The organism is Microbispora sp. NBC_01389, assembly GCF_045040095.1.
Lineage (GTDB): Bacteria > Actinomycetota > Actinomycetes > Streptosporangiales > Streptosporangiaceae > Microbispora.
In genome coordinates this window covers 1,710,014-1,729,520 of sequence record NZ_CP109552.1, presented here as the reverse complement: position 1 = coordinate 1,729,520, position 19,507 = coordinate 1,710,014, and the positions used below count along the sequence as shown (strand labels likewise).

General features: G+C 68.4%; 19 protein-coding genes. 7 read left to right on the top strand and 12 right to left on the bottom strand.

Annotated elements, in window-relative coordinates; translation table 11 throughout:
- Positions 1–68: 68 nt before the first annotated feature.
- A complete protein-coding gene (locus OG344_RS07655) occupies positions 69–626 on the bottom strand; it encodes a GNAT family N-acetyltransferase (protein WP_405087600.1) in 558 nt (185 codons plus the stop codon).
- 33 nt (positions 627–659) lie between these two features.
- Entirely contained in the window at positions 660–1,112 is a 453-nt protein-coding gene (locus tag OG344_RS07650; RefSeq protein ID WP_405087598.1) for a hypothetical protein, read from the bottom strand.
- Positions 1,113–1,326: 214 nt separating this feature from the next.
- On the opposite strand from OG344_RS07650, the gene OG344_RS07645 reads away from it, so the two are divergent.
- From OG344_RS07645 to OG344_RS07625, 5 genes are all read left to right on the top strand, one after another.
- Positions 1,327–1,995, top strand: a complete 669-nt coding sequence (locus tag OG344_RS07645) for a TetR/AcrR family transcriptional regulator (RefSeq protein ID WP_405087597.1) — start codon at positions 1,327–1,329, stop codon at positions 1,993–1,995.
- 578 nt (positions 1,996–2,573) lie between these two features.
- Positions 2,574–2,969, top strand: coding sequence for a DUF2637 domain-containing protein (locus tag OG344_RS07640; RefSeq protein WP_405087596.1), 396 nt, complete (start codon positions 2,574–2,576; stop codon positions 2,967–2,969).
- Positions 2,918–3,319: a hypothetical protein gene (locus tag OG344_RS07635; RefSeq protein ID WP_405089231.1), complete on the top strand. Its 402-nt coding sequence runs from the start codon at positions 2,918–2,920 to the stop codon at positions 3,317–3,319. The genes OG344_RS07640 and OG344_RS07635 overlap by 52 nt, the downstream gene beginning before the upstream one ends.
- 184 nt (positions 3,320–3,503) lie before the next feature.
- Complete coding sequence (locus OG344_RS07630; RefSeq protein ID WP_405087595.1) at positions 3,504–4,766, top strand: WD40 repeat domain-containing protein; 1,263 nt, start codon at positions 3,504–3,506, stop codon at positions 4,764–4,766.
- A gap of 397 nt (positions 4,767–5,163) precedes the next feature.
- A complete protein-coding gene (locus OG344_RS07625; RefSeq protein ID WP_405087594.1) occupies positions 5,164–5,916 on the top strand; it encodes a DUF2637 domain-containing protein in 753 nt (250 codons plus the stop codon).
- 130 nt (positions 5,917–6,046) lie between these two features.
- Here the strand turns inward: OG344_RS07625 and OG344_RS07620 are convergent, their stop codons facing one another.
- The 3 genes from OG344_RS07620 to OG344_RS07610 are packed head-to-tail and all read right to left on the bottom strand — an operon-like array spanning position 6,047 to position 9,227.
- Complete coding sequence (locus OG344_RS07620) at positions 6,047–6,934, bottom strand: sugar phosphate isomerase/epimerase family protein (RefSeq protein ID WP_405087593.1); 888 nt, start codon at positions 6,932–6,934, stop codon at positions 6,047–6,049.
- The gene (locus OG344_RS07615) at positions 6,931–8,085 is read right to left on the bottom strand and encodes a dihydrodipicolinate synthase family protein (protein WP_405087592.1); all 1,155 of its coding nucleotides are present in this window, start codon (positions 8,083–8,085) and stop codon (positions 6,931–6,933) included. The genes OG344_RS07620 and OG344_RS07615 overlap by 4 nt, the downstream gene beginning before the upstream one ends.
- Positions 8,082–9,227 carry a Gfo/Idh/MocA family protein gene (locus OG344_RS07610; RefSeq protein WP_405087591.1) on the bottom strand — a complete coding sequence of 382 codons (1,146 nt, stop codon included), beginning with the start codon at positions 9,225–9,227 and terminating at the stop codon, positions 8,082–8,084. Before OG344_RS07610 ends, OG344_RS07615 begins: the two co-directional genes overlap by 4 nt.
- Positions 9,228–9,383: 156 nt before the next feature.
- On the opposite strand from OG344_RS07610, the gene OG344_RS07605 reads away from it, so the two are divergent.
- Entirely contained in the window at positions 9,384–10,472 is a 1,089-nt protein-coding gene (locus OG344_RS07605) for a LacI family DNA-binding transcriptional regulator (RefSeq protein WP_405087590.1), read from the top strand.
- On the opposite strand, the gene OG344_RS07600 is transcribed toward OG344_RS07605, so the two are convergent.
- From OG344_RS07600 to OG344_RS07575, 6 genes are all read right to left on the bottom strand, one after another.
- Positions 10,412–11,245, bottom strand: a complete 834-nt coding sequence (locus OG344_RS07600; RefSeq protein WP_405087589.1) for a sugar phosphate isomerase/epimerase family protein — start codon at positions 11,243–11,245, stop codon at positions 10,412–10,414. The two genes, OG344_RS07605 and OG344_RS07600, sit on opposite strands and share 61 nt — an antisense overlap.
- Entirely contained in the window at positions 11,212–11,997 is a 786-nt protein-coding gene (locus tag OG344_RS07595; protein ID WP_405087588.1) for a hypothetical protein, read from the bottom strand. The genes OG344_RS07600 and OG344_RS07595 overlap by 34 nt, the downstream gene beginning before the upstream one ends.
- Positions 11,994–12,890, bottom strand: a complete 897-nt coding sequence (locus tag OG344_RS07590) for a carbohydrate ABC transporter permease (protein ID WP_405087587.1) — start codon at positions 12,888–12,890, stop codon at positions 11,994–11,996. Before OG344_RS07590 ends, OG344_RS07595 begins: the two co-directional genes overlap by 4 nt.
- Positions 12,887–13,807, bottom strand: coding sequence for a carbohydrate ABC transporter permease (locus OG344_RS07585; protein WP_405087586.1), 921 nt, complete (start codon positions 13,805–13,807; stop codon positions 12,887–12,889). The genes OG344_RS07590 and OG344_RS07585 overlap by 4 nt, the downstream gene beginning before the upstream one ends.
- Positions 13,808–13,884: 77 nt before the next feature.
- Positions 13,885–15,099: an ABC transporter substrate-binding protein gene (locus OG344_RS07580; RefSeq protein WP_405087585.1), complete on the bottom strand. Its 1,215-nt coding sequence runs from the start codon at positions 15,097–15,099 to the stop codon at positions 13,885–13,887.
- A 114-nt stretch (positions 15,100–15,213) separates the two neighbouring features.
- Positions 15,214–16,230, bottom strand: a complete 1,017-nt coding sequence (locus tag OG344_RS07575) for a hydroxyacid dehydrogenase (protein WP_405087584.1) — start codon at positions 16,228–16,230, stop codon at positions 15,214–15,216.
- Positions 16,231–16,489: 259 nt separating this feature from the next.
- On the opposite strand from OG344_RS07575, the gene OG344_RS07570 reads away from it, so the two are divergent.
- Complete coding sequence (locus tag OG344_RS07570; protein WP_405087583.1) at positions 16,490–18,448, top strand: DUF2264 domain-containing protein; 1,959 nt, start codon at positions 16,490–16,492, stop codon at positions 18,446–18,448.
- Here the strand turns inward: OG344_RS07570 and OG344_RS07565 are convergent.
- Positions 18,408–19,502, bottom strand: a complete 1,095-nt coding sequence (locus tag OG344_RS07565) for a substrate-binding domain-containing protein (RefSeq protein WP_405087582.1) — start codon at positions 19,500–19,502, stop codon at positions 18,408–18,410. The two genes, OG344_RS07570 and OG344_RS07565, sit on opposite strands and share 41 nt — an antisense overlap.
- Positions 19,503–19,507 lie beyond the last annotated feature (5 nt).

The following is a 19,507-nucleotide window of genomic DNA, read 5'->3' as shown; positions in this document are numbered from 1 at the left end:
GCCGACAAAGGGGGCGAACGGGGTAGAAGCGGAGGACCTCCTGGATGAACATCTCAGCGAAGGACCCCTCACCTCCGCTGTCGCGCAGGGGGGCGCGGTCGTTGGCGCTGTCGATCTTCGCTCTTCATCGACCTCAAGGGGAGGGCGAGAAGGTCCACGCCCTTCGGTGGCTCCGTGAGTTCGCCGACCTTCGCCCAACCCCACCGCCGGTACAGCTCGCGCGCCGGTGCTTGGTTCGACGCAGCGAGCACGGCGAACGACTCGGTGCGGTCGGCCAGCAACAGGTCCAGCAACTCGCGCCCGTGCCCGCGGCCCCGCAGTTCCGGCACGACCGCGAGCTCGTAGACGTAGAACAGCGGCCATCGCAGCCCCTGCGGCGCGGGTGCAGCGGCCCGCGGGTGCCACCGTCCCTCCTCCAGGCGCACCCCGTAGGCGAAGCCGGTGAGCACACCGTCGTCGAGCACGGTGGTCACGGAGAAGCCGGGCAGTGCCGCGTGTCCGGCCAGCCGTTCGGCGAACTCGTCCGCGACCGCGGCGCCCTCACAGTACGGCGGCTCTCGATAGACCCGGTAGTAGACGTCGCGGAACTCCCCGGGGTGGCAAATCCCGGCCGTGCGATCAACCACCGGGCGCGTCCGGTCGGCCTTCGGGCACCATGGTCATTGACGCCGCCCCCAGAGCATCACGACGGCCAGCAGTCCCGGCAGGCAGGGAAGCATCTGGAGCCATCCGATCGCGGGCGCGAGCCCGACGTCGCCGGAGGTGTCTGTCACGGTCAGCCCGGCGAGCGCGATGCAGAGTGCGACCGCGAAGACGCCGGTCGCCACCCAACGCGTGGACCTCTTGCCGGCCTTCGCTGCCCACAGCGTCCCGAGCCATCCGATGAGGCCCATCCCTCCCACTATCGACAAGATGGCCAGGTAGGCGGTGACGGCGGTATCGATTTCGCCGACGCTGTAGGAGGGATAGCCCGCCTGGACATGGTCGGCCAGGGTATGGTCGACGAACGGGTAGGCAGCGGCGATGACGGTCAGGACAAGCCCGATCCACATCGCCGCAAAGAGCCCCCGACGTCGCCTGGTTGAACGTGCTGCGGTCATTTCCACTGCCATCTCGATTCTCCTGTCTTGAGATATTGAAAGCGGCTCTCTCCAGCGCGCTCACGTGGCGAGGGGACGCAGGGGTCCCATTCAGCCCCGCGGGATCCAGTGGGGTCTTCACGACATATTCGCCGGGCCGGGTCATGCGATCCCACCCATGTTGTACGGCGTAAAACTATGCGACTCATGCTAGTTTTACCCCGTACAACACGTCAAATGAGATGAGATGGCCACCATGACCGCCAGCCGAGGCCGCGGGCAGCACGCCGGCCTCAACAGCCGGGCCATCCTTCAAGCTGCCATTCGCCTCGCGGACCGAGAGGGGCTCGCCGCACTGTCCATGCGCAGGCTCGGTACGGAGCTCGGAGTCAAGGCGATGGCCCTGTACCACCATTTCCCCAACAAGGACGCCCTGCTCGACGGAATGGTCGAAGAACTCGCCACCGCGGCACCGGTGAGCTTCGGCGGCGCCGACTGGCGAGACGGACTGCGCGGCTACGCCCGAGTGCAGCTGGACACCCTTGCCGCCCACCCGAACCTGGTCCCGCTCGTCCTATCCCGGCCGGCGACCACAGCGGGGAACCACCGCATGATGGAGACACTCCTCCAATCGCTGTGCGCGGCCGGTTTCCAGCCGCGGCGAGCCCTCGACATGGTGTACGCCCTCAACGGGCTGATCCTCGTGCAAGCCGCGCTCGGCGCCGGCGTCGGCGACGCGCCCCAGCCACATGGCGAACTCGGCCAGACCAGCCGCCTGGCCGGCCTGCCCGCTGAGAGCTACCCGCTCCTCGCCGAAGCCGCCCGCGCTAGCGCGGACCGAGGCCCCACCGCTCGCTTCGAGTTCGCCCTGAAGGCGCTGCTTGCCGGCTTCGCCGACTCGCGTGGTGACTTTTGACCGTGCCGGTACGTGGGTTCTTCCTCCGGCGAGGGTTTCGTCCGGGACGGCTGTCCGGAATCTCCTGCGGCTACACCGGCCACCAGGTGTGGAAGGAGCAGCGCAAGGACGAAGTTCTGCCAGCTGGACCATCCCAAGATCGATCTGCGCGAACGGCTGGCGAAATGTGACTGAAAGCTCAACCAGTATCGCTCCGCGCTCGACGCGGGAGGTGACCCGATCGAGATCTCCTCCTGGATCAACGAGACCAGGAGCGAGCGCGCCCGCCTGGAGGGGGAGCTGAAGGCGGTCCCGGCCACGCAGCGCATCACCATCACCGAAATTAGGTCGATGATCGAGGAAGCCGGGGATCTGGTGCGGTTCATCGGGGAGGCTGACCCGGATGACAAGGCCAAGCTCTACAGTCAGCTAGGCCTGAAACTCACGTACTACCCGGAAAAGCAGTATGTGGAGGCCCGGATCGCTCCGGAACCCCCACATGTGCGTTCGGTGTGTGTCCGAGGAAGGACACCCTCGATACGTACATGCCCTTCGCGGCGTCCACCACTCTCGTTCTCCCTGGTCGGGAGGGCTGAGCGGTGGGGGAGCCGAGTACTTACGCTGATCGCCGCAACCAGCGTACGACGATCGCGGGTGACGCGGTACTGGTGCTGATCGCGGCCGTGGTGTCGTTCCGTCACATGCACGAACTCTGCCTGCGCCATGGTGAGGACCACTTGGCGCCGGTGCTCATCCCGCTCGCCGTCGACGGCCTGATCGTCGTCGCTTCGATGTCGATCCTGTTGGCCAACCGGTACGGCCCCCGCGATGGTCTCCTGGCCTGGAGCCCGCTCGTGGTCGGCGGCTATGAACTCCTGATGTCCCGGATCCGGCGAGTCTCAGCTCAGCGGCGCCCTGCACCAAGGGCGAGAACTGGCAGGACGTGTCCTACTCGATCTGCGAAAAACGCAAGGGCGGCGGTCACACGTGCGTGACCTACCTCAGCTCGCAGGACGTGTCAAAACTCGGCAAGAGCAGTGACTTGCCTATGGTGATCGCGAATGGCGAGCTCGGGATGTGCGCGGCCGTTCTGAGCATGTCCAATCCGGCGATCGCCGCGGGCTGTGGTGCGGTGGGATCGGTCGTCGGCATTATCAACGGCATCGTCCAGAATATCCAGCAGGACAAGATCAACGCTGCGCAAAGCGGAAGCGCGGCACACGGCGAGGGGGATGGCGTTGCAGTGATTACCCGGACCACTACCTGCCGCGTCACAATGAACGGCAACGCGCTCTGCACTCCGCTCGTCGAGACCGTCTACCAAACGCAATACGCGCCGTTGTGATCCGGATGGAATGGAAGCCGAGATGAATGACCTGGCCGGAGCCCGCGATGCCGATGCACGCGGTGGTCCCCGTTGGAGAACGTGCGCGTTAGTGCTTGCCGTGTTCCTGGCCGTCTCCTGGGGCGTCGCTGGGTTCGTGTGGAAGCGTGAGCACGACAGGGCGTCGGCTCAGGAGCGGATCGCAGTGGCTCATGGGCTTGCGCTCCACGCGGCGGAGTTGCGCGACGCCCTCCCCGGCACGGCCTTCGACCTCGGCCTGGCCGCGGTCGAGATCCACTCCGACGAGCAGACCCGGGCGGGGTTGATCGACACGATGGTCTGGCAGCGCGGCGCTGAGCTCACCTCCGAGGCCTCCGGCGAGGTGGCGCTGAGCGACGACGGGCGGATCGCCCTGACCTATGACTACGACGAGGTGAGCGTCTGGGGCCTCACGAACTGGCTCGATTCCAAGACCGACAGAAGGCTCGATCGGGTCACCGTGTTGAAGGACCGCAGGGAGGACGGGGTCGTGACGGCGCTGAGCGGCGACGGGCGGACCGCGCTGACCGGCGGCGACGTCGGCGACACGATCGTGTGGGATCTCACCGATCCGGCCAAGCCGGTCCGGGCGGCCGCACTGGCGGGCGGGAAGAACGCCGAGGACGACGACAGCGTGCGGGCGCTGGCGTTGTCGCGCGACGGCCGCACGGCCGTGATCGCCGACCTCGGCGGCGACCTGACCGTGTGGGATCTGACCGACCGGTCTCGTCCGGCGCGCCTGTCGGTGACGAGAGCGCGCGCCTCCTCCATCGTCGACGACCTCAGGCTCAGCGCGGACGGCGGAATCGCCGTCATCTCGTACCGCGATGGAGCGGTGACGTTCTGGGACCTTTCCGATCCCACGCGTCCGGTCGACGCGGCCGACCTGGCCCTGCCTGGGAAGCATGAGGCGGCGACGGCGATGAGCGCGGACGGGCGCGTCATTCTCGTCGAGAACGCGGGTGGGGTCGAGGTCTGGAACCTCGATGACAAGTCGCGTCCGGTTCGCACGGCCGCGTTCGATGTGCCCCTCACCGACATACGCGACATGGCCTTGAGCTCCGATGGGAAGAGCGCTCTGCTCGCGGGATCGAGCGATTCGGAGATCCTCTTGGACCTTTCCGACCCGTCCAGGCCGGTCCGGCTGGCCGCATTGAAGGGATACACGCGGGAGATCGACTCCGTGGCTCTCGGCGCCGATGGCGGCGTCGCCCTGGTGGCCGGCAGCGGGGTCTCCCTGTGGGATCTCAGGGACCTCGCCGAGGCCTTCGCGGACCCGAAGCAGGCTGCTTGCTACTTCAACCCCGGCACGAAGATCAGCAAGGCGGACTGGGTCCGCTACACCGGCGGCGCGGACTGGTCGGACTACAAACGAGAGGACAACCCTGACGCCATTGCCGTCTGCCGCATCAGGCAGGACTCCATGTAATGCCCCGCGCGTAGGAACGCCTTCACCCCGGCACCTGCGCGCCAGGTACGGTGCGGCGGCTGTTCGGCTGGTAGGCCCCTGTCCCGGCCGCTCTACGTCGAAGAGCCCGTCACCGGCGGCCTGGCCACGGTCTCCGACCCCCGCGCGACGTTTACCTGCGAGAGGGCGCCATCCTCCGGCGCGTCGACCGCTGGCTGTGCGAGGCGTTCGCAAGAGCGAGGCCTACCAGCGCCTCGGCCTGTGGCTGACCTACCACCCCGGCAAAGCAAAAGTGAGGGCCGAGGTGAATCTCAGCCCTCACATAGTGAAAAGGTTCGTGTCCGAGGGGGGAGACGAACCAATTACACATCCCTTCGCCCTCACCACCCGCTTCCTGCTGGGCCAGAGGTGAGCGGTTGTGGAAACCGATCTGTCCCTGGCTGTGCGCCGCATCCGGCGTACAACGATCGCAGGTGTCGCACTACTGGCGCTGATCGCGGCGGTCGTGTCGTTCAGGCACATGCACGAACTCTGCCTGCGGCACGCTGAGGACCACCTGGCGGCGGTGCTCATTCCACTCGCTGTCGACGGCCTGATCGTCGTCGCCTCGATGTCCATCCTCCTGGCCACCCGGTACGGCTCCCGCGGGGGTGTTCTGGCGTGGACCCTGCTCGTGGTCGGCATCCTGGCCAGCCTCGGTGCGAACGTCGCCATCGCCGAGCCCAGCCTGATCGGCCGCGTCATCGCCGCCTGGCCATCACTGGCCCTGATCGGCAGCTACGAACTCCTGATGTCCCAGATCCGCCGCTATACAGGAGAACAGGCCAAGGCTCAAGACCTGCCTGCTTCATGCTCCGAACCTGCTGCTAGGGCGGACGCCGACCCTGTCGAGCGCCAGGGTGATCAGGGGGAGGGCGCCGAGCTGACCCTTGACCGCAGTGAGAACGGCCGGACGCTGCAGCGAGAGGCCTGGCGGTGGGCACAGCAGAACCGTCAGGAGGACGGAGACCTGCCCAGCGGCGTCGCCATCGCCCGGGCCTTCGCTCGCAGCCCTCGATGGGGCCGCCTGGTCAAGAATGCCGGTCTCGCAGGCGAATTCACTTGGGCCCAGCGGTGTGCTCCGGCTGAGGGCAGGAGCATCCAATGGGCAGACGATCACGGTCTCGTGTAGTTCTCGGCGGGCGTAGGTGGGATCCGCTCTGCGGGCGCGGGGCCGACCGGATGCGAACCGCCGCCCTCACTGCAGTCAACCAAAGGGACCCCACGAAAGCCGGTGAACATCATGTCCGCAGTCGGTAGGGCTACGTGGGTGGGTCGGTGCTCGTCGTCTTCTCACCGCTCTCAATACACCCGCTGACGTACCGCGCGAACTGTCGCTTCATCGTGGACAACACGTGATCGGGGTCGGCAGCCCAGATGTCGGCGTTGAAGATCTCGACTTCGATGTCACCGCGGTAGCCCGCGGCCTCGACGCCGGCGGTGAGTGAGTGGAAGTCGATCACACCGTCGCCCATCATGCCGCGACCGAGCAGCGTGTCGGCGGGGAGCGGCACGAGAAAGTCGCTCACCTGGTAGCTCGCGATCCGGTCACCGGCCCGCCCGATCTGCGTCAGCACCTCGGGATCCCACCAGAGGTGGAAGGTGTCGACCACCACGCCCACTTGCGCGGTCGGGTACGGCTCGGCCAGGTCGAGCGCCTGGCCGAGGGTGGACAGCACCGCGCGGTCAGCGCAGTACATGGGGTGCAGCGGCTCGAGCGCGAGCCGTACGCCGCGCTCGGCGGCGTACGGGACCAGGGCGGTGAGTGCGTCGGCCACGCGAGCCCGGGCGTCGGCGAGATCCCGGCTGAAGCCGGGCCCGCGCGCGCCGCCGGGTGCCATTTCGGGCAGGCCGCCCACCACGAGCACCAGGCAGGCGGCGCCGAGGGCGGCGGCCTCGTCGATCGCCGCGCGGTTGTCGTCGAGACCGCGGTCGGGGCCGGTCAGGAAGCCCCCCCGGCACAACGAGGAGACGCGCAGCCCCGCGTCTGTGACCAGCTTCGCGGTCTCCGCCAGGCCGTGCTCGGCCACGGCTTCCCGCCACAACCCGATGGCGGGAATCTCATGACGTACGCAGCCGTCGACGGCTTCGCGCACCGACCAGCGCCGGGTCGTCCATTGGTTGAGCGAGAGCCGCTCGATCACCGTCATTGCGTCACTCCGGCGGTGTTGAGCAGATGGCGCATGCGTGCGGCAGCCAGGTCGGGGTCGGGCAGGAGCCCGGCCTGGTCGGCGAGGCGGAACACCTCGGCCAGGTGGAGGATCGAACGGGCGCTGTGCGCCCCGTTCACCATCACGAACGCGTCCTGGTGCCCTGCCAGCCAGGCCAGCAGGACGATACCGGTCTTGTAGTGGTAGGTCGGGCTTTCGAAGATCTTCCGGGCGAGTGGCACGGTCGGGGCGAGAACGGTCTCGAACAGCGCGCTGTCTCCGGTGTCGAGCGCCTGCAGGGCGGCCGCCGCGGCGGGCGCGATCGGGTCGAAGATCCCTAAGAGTGCGTGGCTGCCGCCCGCGATCAGTCCCGGGTAGTTGAAGTCGTCGCCGGTGTAGAGCCGTACCCCGGCCGGGAGCCGTTCGCGCAGGCGCACCTCGTGTTCGGCGTCGAGCAGTGACACCTTCACCCCGTCCACGCGGGCGGCATGGTCGTGGACGAGTGCGAGGAACGCCTCCGTGGCGGCCGGAAGATCGCGCGACCCCCAGTATCCGGCCAGCGCGGGGTCGAACATCTCGCCCAGCCAGTGCAGGATCACTGGCCGGTCGGCCTGGCCGAGCAGCCTGCCGTAGATCTTGTGGTAGTCCTCGGGGCCGCGGGCGAGGCGGGCGAGTTGCCTGCTGGCCATGACGATGACCCGGGCACCCGCGTCCTGGACCGTCTCGATCTGCTCCAGGTAGCCGGCCACAACCTCCTCCAGAGTGGCCGCTTGGGGCAGGTGGTCGGTGCCGGCGCCGCAGCCCAGCAGGTCGGCCGGGTCACCGAAACCCCGGGCCTCTGCGGCGCTGCGCCGGATCAGTTCGGTTGTGGCCGTCCAATCCAGGCCCATGTTGCGCTGGGCGGTGTCCATCGCGTCGGCCACCCGCAGCCCGTACGACCACAGGTGACGGCGGAAGCCCAAGGTCGCGTCCCAGTCGAGGGCGGCAGGGGAGCCGGGGGCGTTGTCGGCGAGCGGGTCGGCCACCACGTGCGCGGCGGCGTACACGACTCGGCTGGTGGGCGGTGACGGCGGCGGGGCCCAGGCGACCGGCTCACGCATCCGGTAGGTCTCCAGCCGGCGATCCGGTCCGGGCAGCGTGACGGCGTTCATGTCCCCGCTCCAGGCACCTCGACGCGAACGCCCTCCGCCGAGGAGCGCAGGCCCAACTCCGCGAGCTGCACCCCCCGGGCGCCGGAGGCGAGGTCGTACGGGAACGGCGCGTCCTCCACGACATGGCGCACGAACATCTCCCACTGCGTCTTGAAACCGTTGCCGAACTCCGCGTTGTCCGGCACCTCCTGCCATTGCTCCCGGAACGGCTCGGTCACCGGCAGGTCGGGGTTCCACACCGGCATCGGGGTGGCCGACCGGTGCTGTACGCGGCACCGGCGCAGCCCGGCCACGGCGCTGCCGTGGGTGCCGTCCACCTGGAACTCGACCAGCTCGTCGCGGTTCACCCGCACCGCCCAGGAGGAGTTGATCTGAGCGACCACCCCGCCGGCCAGCTCGAAGATCGCATAGGCGGCGTCATCGGCGGTCACCTTGTAGGGCCGGCCGTGCTCGTCCACCCGCTCCTCGACGTGCGTCACCGCCCGTGCGGTCACCGCCTCGATACGGCTGAACAGGTTCTCCAGCACATACGCCCAATGAGGGAACATGTCCAGCACGATGCCGCCGCCGTCCTCGGCCCGGTAGTTCCAGGAGGGCCGCTGGGCCGGCTGCCAGTCGCCCTCGAACACCCAGTATCCGAACTCGCCCCGCACCGACAGGATCCGGCCGAAGAAGCCCCCGTCGATCAGCCGCCGCAACTTCAACAGCCCCGGCAGGAACAGCTTGTCGGCGACCACGCCGTTCTTCACGCCCGCCTCGCCCGCCGCCCGCGCCAGGGCGACCGCGTCGCCGAGGGTCTCCGCGGTGGGCTTCTCCGTGTAGACGTGCTTGCCCGCCTCGATCGCCCGCCGCACGGATGCCACCCTGGCGTTCGTGGTCTGCGCGTCGAAGTACACCGCGTTGCGGTCGTCGGCGAGTGCCGCGCCCAGGTCGATCGTCCAGTCAGGGAGGCCATGCCGGGCCGCGATGGCCTCCAGTTTGGCCGCGCTACGCCCCACGAGCACCGGCCGAAGCGCCACCCGTCGCCCGTCCGACAGCTCGACCCCGCCCTGCTCGTTGATCGCAAGGACGGACCTGACCAGATGCTGGCGGTAGCCCATCCGTCCGGTCACCCCGTTCATGACAACGCCAAGGGTCTCCATCCGTCCTCCTCCACCTACGGAATCCGAATTGGAAAAGGCTTTCCGCTTCTACGGAAAGCGCTTTCCATTACTTTGGACCGTACGGCGAGGGCCGCGGAGACGTCAACCGGAGTTCGCCGTTCGGAACACGACCGTAGGCAGGCGAAGATGAGGACCATGGGTGCGAAGCGCGGCGCGGTGACACTGGAGGATGTGGCCAGGCGGGCCGGGGTGTCGCTCGCCACGGCGTCGCGGGCCATCAACGGCAGCACTCGGAAGGTCCGTCCGGAGATCCGTGAGCGTGTGGAGCAGGCGGCGCGGGACCTTGACTACGCGGCCAACGCGCAGGCCCAGGCAGTGGCCCGCGGACGCACCGACGTGGTCGGGCTCGTCGTGCAGGACATCGAGGACCCCTACTTCTCCTCGATAGCCGCCGGCGCGATGCGAGTGGCCGAGGCCAACGGCCTGATGGTCTGCATCGCCGGCTCGGGGCGACGGCCGGACAAGGAGATCGAGTATGTCGCCGCGCTGCGGCGCATGCGGGCGGCCGCGATCGTCATCGCCGGGTCGCGTACGAACGACCGCGACGCGCTCGCCCGGCTCGGCGCCGAAGTCGACGCCTTCGAACGTTCGGGCGGCAGGACCGTTCTGATCGGTCAGCGGCGCCTCCCCGTCGACACGCTGGTCGTCGCCAACCGCGCCGGCGCGCGTGACCTCGCGATCCGCCTCGCCGGCCTCGGCTACCGCTCGTTCGGTGTGCTCGCCGGCCCCCGCGGCCTGCTCACCGCGGTGGACCGGCTCGCCGGCTTCGCGGAGGGCCTGAGGAAGGCGAGGGTCCCCCTGTCGCGTGATGCCGTGGTGCACGGGGAGTTCACCAGGGACGGCGGGCACGCGGCCATGCTCGAACTGCTCACACGAGGGCGCGACGTGGAGTGCGTGTTCGCGGTCAACGACGTGATGGCGGTGGGCGCCATCGCCGCCCTGCGGCCACTCGGGCTTGAGCGGACCGTGGCCGTCGCGGGATTCGACGACATCACCACGCTGCGGGACGTCATCCCGGCGCTGACAACTGTGCGCCTTCCCCTTGTCGAGATCGGTGAGAGGGCGCTGGAGATGGTTCTGCGGGAGCCTTCCGGCCGCCCGCGGTACCAGCGCATCGCGGGCGAGGTGGTCCTGCGGGAGAGCACACCGGGTGTCCGGCCCGCTCATCCGGCCCCTGTGGGGGCCGCGGAACCGCTCCCCACGGGACAGACCTCGTCCAAGTAGCGGCGCAGGGTGGCCGCCTCGCCGGTCAGCATGCCCGGGTCGTCGCCGGGGACGAACTCGAGGGAAGCGTCGATCCTCCTGCCGGTCGACGCCAGCACGCCCATGACCGCCCGCCACAGAGCCGCGCGGTGGTCGAGCGGGAGGCGATCCTCGGAGGTGGGCCACCAGCTGAAGACGTGCACCGCGTCCACGTGGTCCAGCACGGCCCGCAGTCCCGCCAGCGCCTCGTCGTCGGGCATGCCGTTCGGCGGCTGCCAGTAGGTCCGCAACCCGGGAACCTCCACCAGCATCGACAGCGCGGATTCGATCTCGTCGGTGAGCGTGCCGGCGTGGAACTCGGTGGCGACCACGATGTCTCCCGCGCTGTCCACGCACCGCTTCAGGCGGTCGAGCGTTCTGCGGCGATCCGCCGGGCCGGCGGACGCGGAGGCCAGGTCTCCCGCCCAGACCCGGACGCGGGGTGTGCCCAGCGCGCGGGCGGCGGCAAGCACCTGCCGCCACAGGCGCTCGGCCTCCTCCGGATCGGCGGGAACGCCGGCCCGGTAGTACGAGCCCAGGGCCGAAACCGACAGGCCCGCCGCTCTCGTCGCCTCGCCCAGGCGGCCGACACCTGCCTCGTCGCCCAGCCGCACATGGGCGTCCTGACCCCATTCGATGTGCTCCAGCCCGGCCTGCCGGGCAAGTGCGATGATCCGCTCGGGGGGAAGCGGCCGATAGGTGACGCTGCACATCCCCGCCGTCAAAAGCCGTGGCGGCGTTTTCGTCGTGTCCAACCAGATCCCCTGACGGGTGCGTTCGGAGGTGCGGTGTGAGAAGGATCGAGGGCTCCGCCCGGGAGGATCGGGGCGATGACAAACCGCATGGTGGCCCAGGCGACGTACAGAAGAGGAGAGCACACGAGGAAAAGGCCTGCCATCGGCTTCAGCAGGACGACGGCCACGGCCAGGCCAAGCACGGCGATGCTGAGAGCGGACAGATACCAGCGCCGCACCACGAGGTAGAGGCAGGGCAGCACGAGAGGGCGCAGCCGGGCCGTCCCCGGCTCTTCGGCCAGCAGCACCACCAGCGTGAAAACCACCGTCATCACCAGTGCCGACATCGTGACGAAGAACGGGACCAGCGCCGGTCCCCACGTCGTGGGCGCGACGGCGGCCACGTCGACGATCAGCACGCTCACGGCGGCGGCGCCGCCCGCCCAGACGAGGAGCGCCCGAGGCGCCGCCCGCCGGTACGAACACCAGAATGCGCGCAGCACGTCCGTCGATCCCTCTCCTAGCCCGGCGAAGCATCCGAAGGCACCGGTCAGTGCCGGTCCGCACGGCACCGACAGCACGGCGTAGAAGGGCCACGACGTGAGTGGATTCCGCACGGTCGCGAGCGCGGCGAGGAGCGGCGCGCACGTCACGGCGAGCAGGACGTTGGTCATGAGCCCGACGTAGACGGTGGAGAACAATTTCTCGTAGGTCTCCTGCCGGGCCGGCCTGAGCAGGCGCGGCGCCCGCGCGTGGCCGTGGGCGCTCATCATTTGAGTCCGCTCGTCGCGATGCCGCGGATGAAGTACCGCTGCCCGAACAGGAAGAGGACCAGGATCGGCAGCACCGACAGCACGGCGCCCGTCATGATCATCGCGTACTCGGCGTCGTACTGGCCGACGAACGAGCGCAGGCCCAGCTGGACGGTCCACAGCTCGTTGCTCGTCAGGTAGATGAACGGCCCCATGTAGTCGTTCCACGTGTTCACGAACGTGAGCAGGGCGAGGCTCGCGAGCGCCGGTTTCGACAGCGGCAGCATCAGGCGCCAGTAGATGCCGTACTCGGTCAGGCCGTCGATCCGTGCGGCCTCGCACAGCTCGTCCGGGATCGACATGTAGTACTGCCGCATGAGAAAGACGCCGAACGCGCCGAAGGCCTGCAGCAGGATGATCGACCAGTAGGTGTCCGTCAGTTCCGCGCGCTGCATCATGATGTACTGCGGCACCATGTACGCCTGCCACGGCACCGCGATGGTGGCGATGTAGGCCAGGAACAAAGCGTCCCTGCCAGGAAAGCGCACCTTGGAGAACCCGTAGGCGGCAAAGCTGCCTGTCAGAAGCTGCAGGAGGGTGATGGTGACCGACAGGAAGACCGAGTTGCCCAGGTAGGTCGCCATCGGGATCCGGTCCCAGATCTCGACGAAGTTCGACCAGCGGAACTCCCGCGGGACCCACTCGACGGGAATGGTGAGAACCTCGTTGTTTCGCTTGAGCGAGGACGACACCATCCACGCGAACGGCACCAGCACGAGCAGGGCCACCGCGAGGAGGCACACGTACGCGAGCGCCGTCCGGACCAGACGCGGTCCCCGGGAACGGGGGCGCGCGGATGGGCCGGGTGGCCGGGGCGGGGCGATGGCCGGGGGAGCATCGGGCAGCGCGGTCATGCGGTGCTGCTCCGTTCGTTGAGGCGGAACTGGACAACGGTCACGGTGAGCACGATGACGAAGAGCACCAGGGCGATGGCCGAGGAGTAGCCGAAATGCCCCTCGGTGATCCCCTTCCGGTAGATGAGCTGGGCCAGGACCAGCGTGCTGCGCCCGGGCCCGCCGTCGGTCATGACCACGATGAGGTCGAGCACCTTGAAGCTCTGGATCGTCAGCATGACGACGACGAAGAACGTCGTGGGGCGCAGGCACGGCAGGGTGATTCTCCAGAAGCGCTCCCATGCGTTGGCGCCGTCCACCCGGGCGGCCTCGTAGTACTCCTTGGGGATCGTCTGCAGACCGGCAAGGAAGAGCACCATGTAGTAGCCCATGTCCCGCCACACGCTCGTGACGATCACAGCGGGCATCGCCCAGTCGGTACTGGCCACCCACCGGGGCGGGTCGTCGACGCCGAGCGCGTGGAGGAGCTGGTTGACCGGTCCGGCCGTCGGGTTGAACAACATGTTCCACACGACGGCCACCGCGACCAGAGAGGTGATGTACGGGAAGAACGCCGCGGTGCGGAAGAACTGCACTCCGCGGAGCTTGCGGTCGAGCGCGACCGCCAGGCCGAGCGCCGCCGCCAGGGTGAGCGGGATGTGGCCGACGGCGTAGTAGAGGGTGTTGCGGAGCGCGACGTAGAAGTTCTCGTCACGCAGCAGCCGCCGGAAGTTCTCCAGCCCCACCCACTCGGGCGTGTTGTAGGAGTCCCATTTCAGGAACGCCAGCGCGAACGCCGCGAGCATCGGGATCAGGGTGAACAGCGCGAAGCCGAGGAAGTTCGGGAGGATGAAGCTCCATCCGATGAGGATGCGGTGCCAGGCGGGTCGCCTCCGCGGCGGACTGTTGGGCGCCGATTGGGTTATTGCATGAGCCATAGCCGTCCTTCATGACCTCCAGCTCTTCCACGGAGATGTGGCGGGCTCTCAGTGCCTCCGGAACCCGCCACCGTTCCCTAGTTGAGCACTTCGCTCTTCACGCGGTCACCCATCGAGCGGATGCCCTCGTCGATCGACTTGTCACCGACCATGATGAGCTCGTGTTCCTCGTTGAGGATCGTGTCGACGTCGGAGGTGTGCTCACTGACGGGCATCTCCAGCACGACCTTGTCGGGCTGGAAGGCCTTCTTGGACAACTCGTCGGTGGGCATCCCCGTATTCGAGAAGTACGCCTGGGTGATTTCGGTGGTCTGCAACGCCGGCACCACGCCCACCTTGCTGATCGCCTCGGCGCCGGCCTGGCCCGCCGCGAACTGCACGAACTTCTTGGCCGCGTCCGCGTGCACAGCCCGCTTGTTCACCGCGAAGGCGGTTGGCGAGCCGAACGTCGTTGTGCCGGTGGCACCCGGCCGCTGCGGCATCGGCGCCAGGGCCCAGTCGACGTCCGTGGCGCCCTTCTGCTTCTGCCCAAGGATGCCGGAGATGTACCAGGTGCCCATCGGCAACATCGCCGTGGCGCCGGTCTCGAAGAGCGTGCGGTAGTCAGACTTCTGTGCCTTCGCCGTGCCGAAGTCGAGGGTCGCGCCGTCCTTCTGCAGCCCGAGCGCCATCTCGTACTGGTCCTTGAAGAAGGAGTAGTCACCGCTGAGCTGGTCGCCGCCGGTCTGCGCGGCGGAGATGGCCTGCACCACCGACCGCCAGGTGTGATGGTAGGTGCCGTAGACCTTCTTGCCCCCCTCGTCGTGGGTGAGGCTCCGGGCGAGCTTGGCGTACTCGTCCCAGGTCAGCTGGGGGGGCATCGTGACGCCCGCCTTCTCGAAGTACTTCTTGTTGTAGTACAGCAGCCAGAAATCCTGCCGGAACGGCAGCGCGTAGTACTTGTCCTTCACGTTGAACGCAGGCAGGCCGGCCAGCTTCGAGGTGTCGGTCGACCTGACCACGTCGGTGAGGTCCAGGAGCTGCCCGCGGCTGGAGTAACGCGAGTAGTCCGTGACGTTCTTCATCGTGATGACGTCGGTCTGGTCGCCGCCCGCCAGCATGGTCGTGACCTTGTCGGCGTAATCGTCGGCGAGGATGTCCACCGGTTTGATCTTGACGCCGGGGTTCGCCCGCTGGAAGGCGTCGAACAGCGCCGTGAACTCGGGGGTCTTGGCGAGGTTCCACACGGAGACGGTCAGGGTGACGTTTCCGTCGCTCGTCTTCTCGCCGGAAGCGCCTCCGCACGCGGTCACCGCCAGCGCGAGTACGACCGCGACTCCTGTGTATCCAATGAAGCGGGGTCGCCCTTGAGCCCTTCCCGCTGAGTTTGAAGCGATCATTTATCCGGTTTCCTTCCTGCGCCGGGGTCAGGCACTGACCTTGAATTCGTCTGCGGTCACGATCGCGCGGGGCGGTTGACCGGACAGGTAGCGCTCGAGCTCGCTGAGGGCGCTCTCGCTCATGCGCCGGGTCTCTGATCCGAGGGATCCGGCGATGTGGGGGGTGATCATGACGTTGGGCAGGTCGTACAGAGGTGAGGTTGCCGGGAGCGGCTCCGGGTCGGTCACGTCGAGGATCGCGTCGAGGCGCCCCCGGGCGCACTCGCGCTCCAGAGCCGTGGTGTCCAGGACCGCGCCGCGCGCGGTGTTGATCACGGTGGCCCCGTCCGGCAGCTGAGCCAGCTCGGTAGCCCCGATGAGGTGGTGGGTGGACGGAAGCGCGGGCACGTGGAGCGTGAGCACGTCGGAGCGCGGCAGCAGCTCGGGCAGCCGCACCAGGCGGGCGCCGGCAGCGCTCACCTGCGCCGCGTCCGCGTAGGGATCCGCGACGAGCACGTCGACCTCCAGACTGCGCAGCCGCTCGACCACCCGGCGCCCCACTCGAGAGAAGCCGACGATGCCGATCGTCCGCCCACGGTTGGACAGCTCTCCGCGACGCTCGGCATACGACCAGTCCTGCCGATGTATGCGCGCGTCCTGTGCGAGGAACGGCACCTTCTTGCCGGCGAAAATGATCGCCGCGAGGGTGAACTCGGCGACCGGGATGGCGTTCTCGTCGGCGGCATTGGTGACCAGGATCTCGCGGCGCCAGACCTCGTCGGTGACGAAGCTGCGCACCGTGCCCGCACAGTGGAAGATCGCCCGCAGCCGGGGCGCATCGGACAGCCGCTCGGCCGTCAGCGACGGACAGCCCCACGAGGTCACGAGTACCTCGACCTCACGCAGCCGGCGCCGTACGCGCGTCGTGTCGAGGTCACCGGTCGCCACCGGATCACCGAGCTCGACCAGGGTGCGCAACCGGCGCAGCTGTGGCTCCTGGAACTGCACGGTGAAGTGCGCGGGGTCCATGACCAGCAGGGCCTGCGGCCGTCGTCCGTGTGTCACTCGCGATCCTTCCGGAAAGCGCTTACCGGTAGGCCGATCATGTCCACTCGTTTCAATCACGTCAATACCTTGCAATCATTAGTGATCAGGTTGTCGATCGTTATTGATCGGATGGTGGCTACTTCGTGGCGCAGCGTCTCATCGATCGGCAAGCGTCTTGACCCTGCCAGGCCCGGATGCCACCATCGCGTCGGGCTTGGGTTACGTGGACATCACGCAGTGTGTGGATGGCGTTGCATTCGACAGCCGGGGGAAGGACATGCGGATGTTGCGCGAGCTCGATGACCTGAAGCTCTCCCCCTTCACTGGGTGGACCCGGGCGCACTGGGCGGCACTCGCCGACCGCGTCCTACTGTCGGCCCGCCGATACGCCTCGGCCTCTCACGCCCGGATCAGCTTCCCCGGCGCACCTGGAGGGTACGGACCGGACGTCGACGCGCTGGAGGGCTTCGCCCGCACATTCCTGGCCGCCGGATTCAGGGTGGCCGGAGAAGGCGGGCGCGACCCGCTGAACCTCATGGAGTGGTACGCCGAGGGCCTGGCCGCAGGCACCGACCCCGATTCGCCCGACCGCTGGGTGCGGCTGGACGAACACGACCAGGCCAAGGTCGAGGCCGCGTCGATCGCCCTGGTCCTCCACCTGACGCGACCATGGTTGTGGGACCGCCTGACACCGAGGGTGCAGGAGCGGGTGGTGGAATACCTCGCGCCGGCGATCGGCGCGAGGTATCCGCCGATCAACTGGATCTGGTTCCAGATCGTCGTCGAGCAGTTCCTCGCCGCCGTCGGCGGCCCCTTCGAACGCGGGGACATCGAGGCGGGCCTCGCGCTGACGGACGGCTTCGCGCGGGAGCACGGCTGGTACGCCGACGGCGCGGAGCGCGCCTACGACCACTACGTCGGATGGGCGCTGCACTTCTACCCGCTCATCTGGACCGAGATGGCCGCCGGAGACCCCGAGGCGGACGCGCGACGGCCGGTCTACCTGAACCGGCTCGAGCGCTACCTACAGGACGCCGTCCACCTCGTCGGCGCCGACGGCTCGCCCCTCATTCAGGGCCGCAGCCTCACCTACCGGTTCGCCGCGGCGACCCAGTTCTGGCTGGGAGCGCGCGCGGGCGTCGCAACGCCCGCGCCGGGTGTCCTACGCCGCGCCGCCTCCGGCATCGCCCGGCATTTCGCCGACCACGGGGCCCCCGACGAGGAGGGCCTGCTGACGCTGGGCTGGCACGGGCCGTGGCGGCCGATCGCCCAGTCCTATTCCGGACCCGGGTCACCGTACTGGGCGGCCAAAGGTTTCCTCGGGCTGTCCCTCCCCGCTGATCACCCGGTCTGGACGGCGGTCGAGGAGCCGCTGCCGGTCGAGTCCCACGACTACCACCTCGTCGTCTCCTCGCCCGGATGGCTCGTCAGCGGAACGCGCGCGGACGGCGTCGTACGGGTGACCAACCACGGCACCGACCACTCCCACCCGGGATCCACCCTGACCGACTCCCCGCTGTACGCACGCCTCGGATATTCGACGGCCACCTCGCCCGTACTCGCCGGGGAGCACGCCGGCCATCCGCTGGACCAGTCGGTCGTGATCCTCGCAGGCAGCGGTGAACCCAGCCACCGCACCGGATTCGAGACCCTTGCCATCGATCGCCTGCCCACCGGGACGCTCGTCGGCGCGTCCCAGTGGCAGGCGCACTGGATCGAGCCCGATCGCACAAGCCCCGACCACGGATACGGACGCGCCGGTCGGGTGCGCCTCGGCCCATGGATTCACACGATCTCAGTCGTGCGTGGTCCTTGGGAGATACGCCTGATCCGGGTGTCCGCGACGGGGGACGAGCAGGGCGCGCTCCGCGTCGGCGGATGGCCACTGCCAGGGGCGGGAACGGCCCTGGCGGCAACGGCCACCGTGTCGAATGACACCGCACACTCGCAGATCGTAGGAGGGGAAGGGCTGAACGCGTCCGGCGTGGTATCCGCCGAGGACGCCTCGCCGCTCGCGGCCCGAATACTCATCCCGTGGGGCGCCACGACTGGTCCGGCTCGACCCCACACCTGGTACGACGCGGCGATCTTCCTTGGCGGACGGAAACCGGGGGAGCCGCCGGCCGTGTGCTGGGACAGCTCCGCGGCGGTCGTCACCTGGCCAGATGGCAATGTCGACAGACTGGAAGCCCAACTTACGATGAGGACGAGCGGACGATCAGGCGGGGTTCTATGACGACACGATGCCTGGGACGGTGCGCATCGTCATCCGCCAAGCGCGCCGAGAGGAGCCCGAAAGCCGCATGCCCGACGGCCGCCTTGGGCGGACGGACCGCGGTCAGCGGAGGGTCGCAGAGTTCAGCCACCTCGTCGTCGTACGCGACGACGGCAAGATCCTCCGGTATCCGTATGCCGCGTTCCTGACAGCATTCCACCAGGGAGATGGCCTCCGGGTCGGAATGGACGAGCAGCGCGGTCGTCCTGGAAGCGCTGCACCGGTCGAGCAGGTCGTTCAGCGCATGCGGCCACTCGGGGTCTCTCCGGTCGACCGTGTTGACCTCCACTGCATCTTCCAGCCCGAGGCCAAGCTCCTCGCAGGCCTGTCGCCAACCGCGCCGCACATGCGGACTCGTCGGGCTGTCCATTGTGGTGACCACTCCGATACGCCGGTGCTCCAGCGCGGCCAGGTGCCGTACTGCCATCGCGGCCCCGTATACGTGGTCGCTGACCACGGACTCCATCGCCTCCTGGTAGGGCCCGACGACGGCGGCACGCTCAACGAGGACTACGGGCACCTCAATGGACTGGAGCCAGCGCACCAATGCCTCCCCATCCTCCCCAGTGGTGGTCGGCGCCACCAGGAGGCCGTCCACTCCTACCGAGTCGAGGAGCCAGGAGAGCTGTCGCCGCTCGTCGGCGGCCTGGTAGGTCGCGCCCCGCAGGACGACGCGCGTGCCGGAGGCGGCCGCGGCCTCACGGGCCCCGCGGATGACGTCCGGCCAGTAGTAGTCCAGCGACGGCACCACCATCCCGACCGTGGCCCGGATTCTGGCCTCGCCGACGGCCTCCGGCATTGACTCGGGAGAGGGTGAGACATCAGGTATCTGACTGATCAGTGCGTCAGCTGCCGCGGTTGCGCCTGGAAGGGCAGCCCCGCCGCGGACGCGCCGGATCAGCCCCTGGGACGCAAGGCGGGCGATGTCACGGCGAACGGTGATGGCCGAGACATCGAGCTCCGACGCCAACTCAGTGACCCGCAGGACACCGCGTCTCCGAAGCAGCTCGATCACTTGGG

Excerpts from the sequence above, each read along its gene's own strand:
- OG344_RS07650 (WP_405087598.1), bottom strand. The coding sequence starts at position 1,112 with ATGGCAGTGGAAATGACCGCAGCACGTTCAACCAGGCGACGTCGGGGG.
- OG344_RS07645 (WP_405087597.1), top strand. The coding sequence starts at position 1,327 with ATGGCCACCATGACCGCCAGCCGAGGCCGCGGGCAGCACGCCGGCCTC.
- OG344_RS07620 (WP_405087593.1), bottom strand. The coding sequence starts at position 6,934 with ATGACGGTGATCGAGCGGCTCTCGCTCAACCAATGGACGACCCGGCGC.
- OG344_RS07615 (WP_405087592.1), bottom strand. The coding sequence starts at position 8,085 with ATGAACGCCGTCACGCTGCCCGGACCGGATCGCCGGCTGGAGACCTAC.
- OG344_RS07610 (WP_405087591.1), bottom strand. The coding sequence starts at position 9,227 with ATGGAGACCCTTGGCGTTGTCATGAACGGGGTGACCGGACGGATGGGC.
- OG344_RS07605 (WP_405087590.1), top strand. The coding sequence starts at position 9,384 with ATGGGTGCGAAGCGCGGCGCGGTGACACTGGAGGATGTGGCCAGGCGG.
- OG344_RS07595 (WP_405087588.1), bottom strand. The coding sequence starts at position 11,997 with ATGATGAGCGCCCACGGCCACGCGCGGGCGCCGCGCCTGCTCAGGCCG.
- OG344_RS07590 (WP_405087587.1), bottom strand. The coding sequence starts at position 12,890 with ATGACCGCGCTGCCCGATGCTCCCCCGGCCATCGCCCCGCCCCGGCCA.
- OG344_RS07585 (WP_405087586.1), bottom strand. The coding sequence starts at position 13,807 with ATGGCTCATGCAATAACCCAATCGGCGCCCAACAGTCCGCCGCGGAGG.
- OG344_RS07570 (WP_405087583.1), top strand. The coding sequence starts at position 16,490 with ATGCGGATGTTGCGCGAGCTCGATGACCTGAAGCTCTCCCCCTTCACT.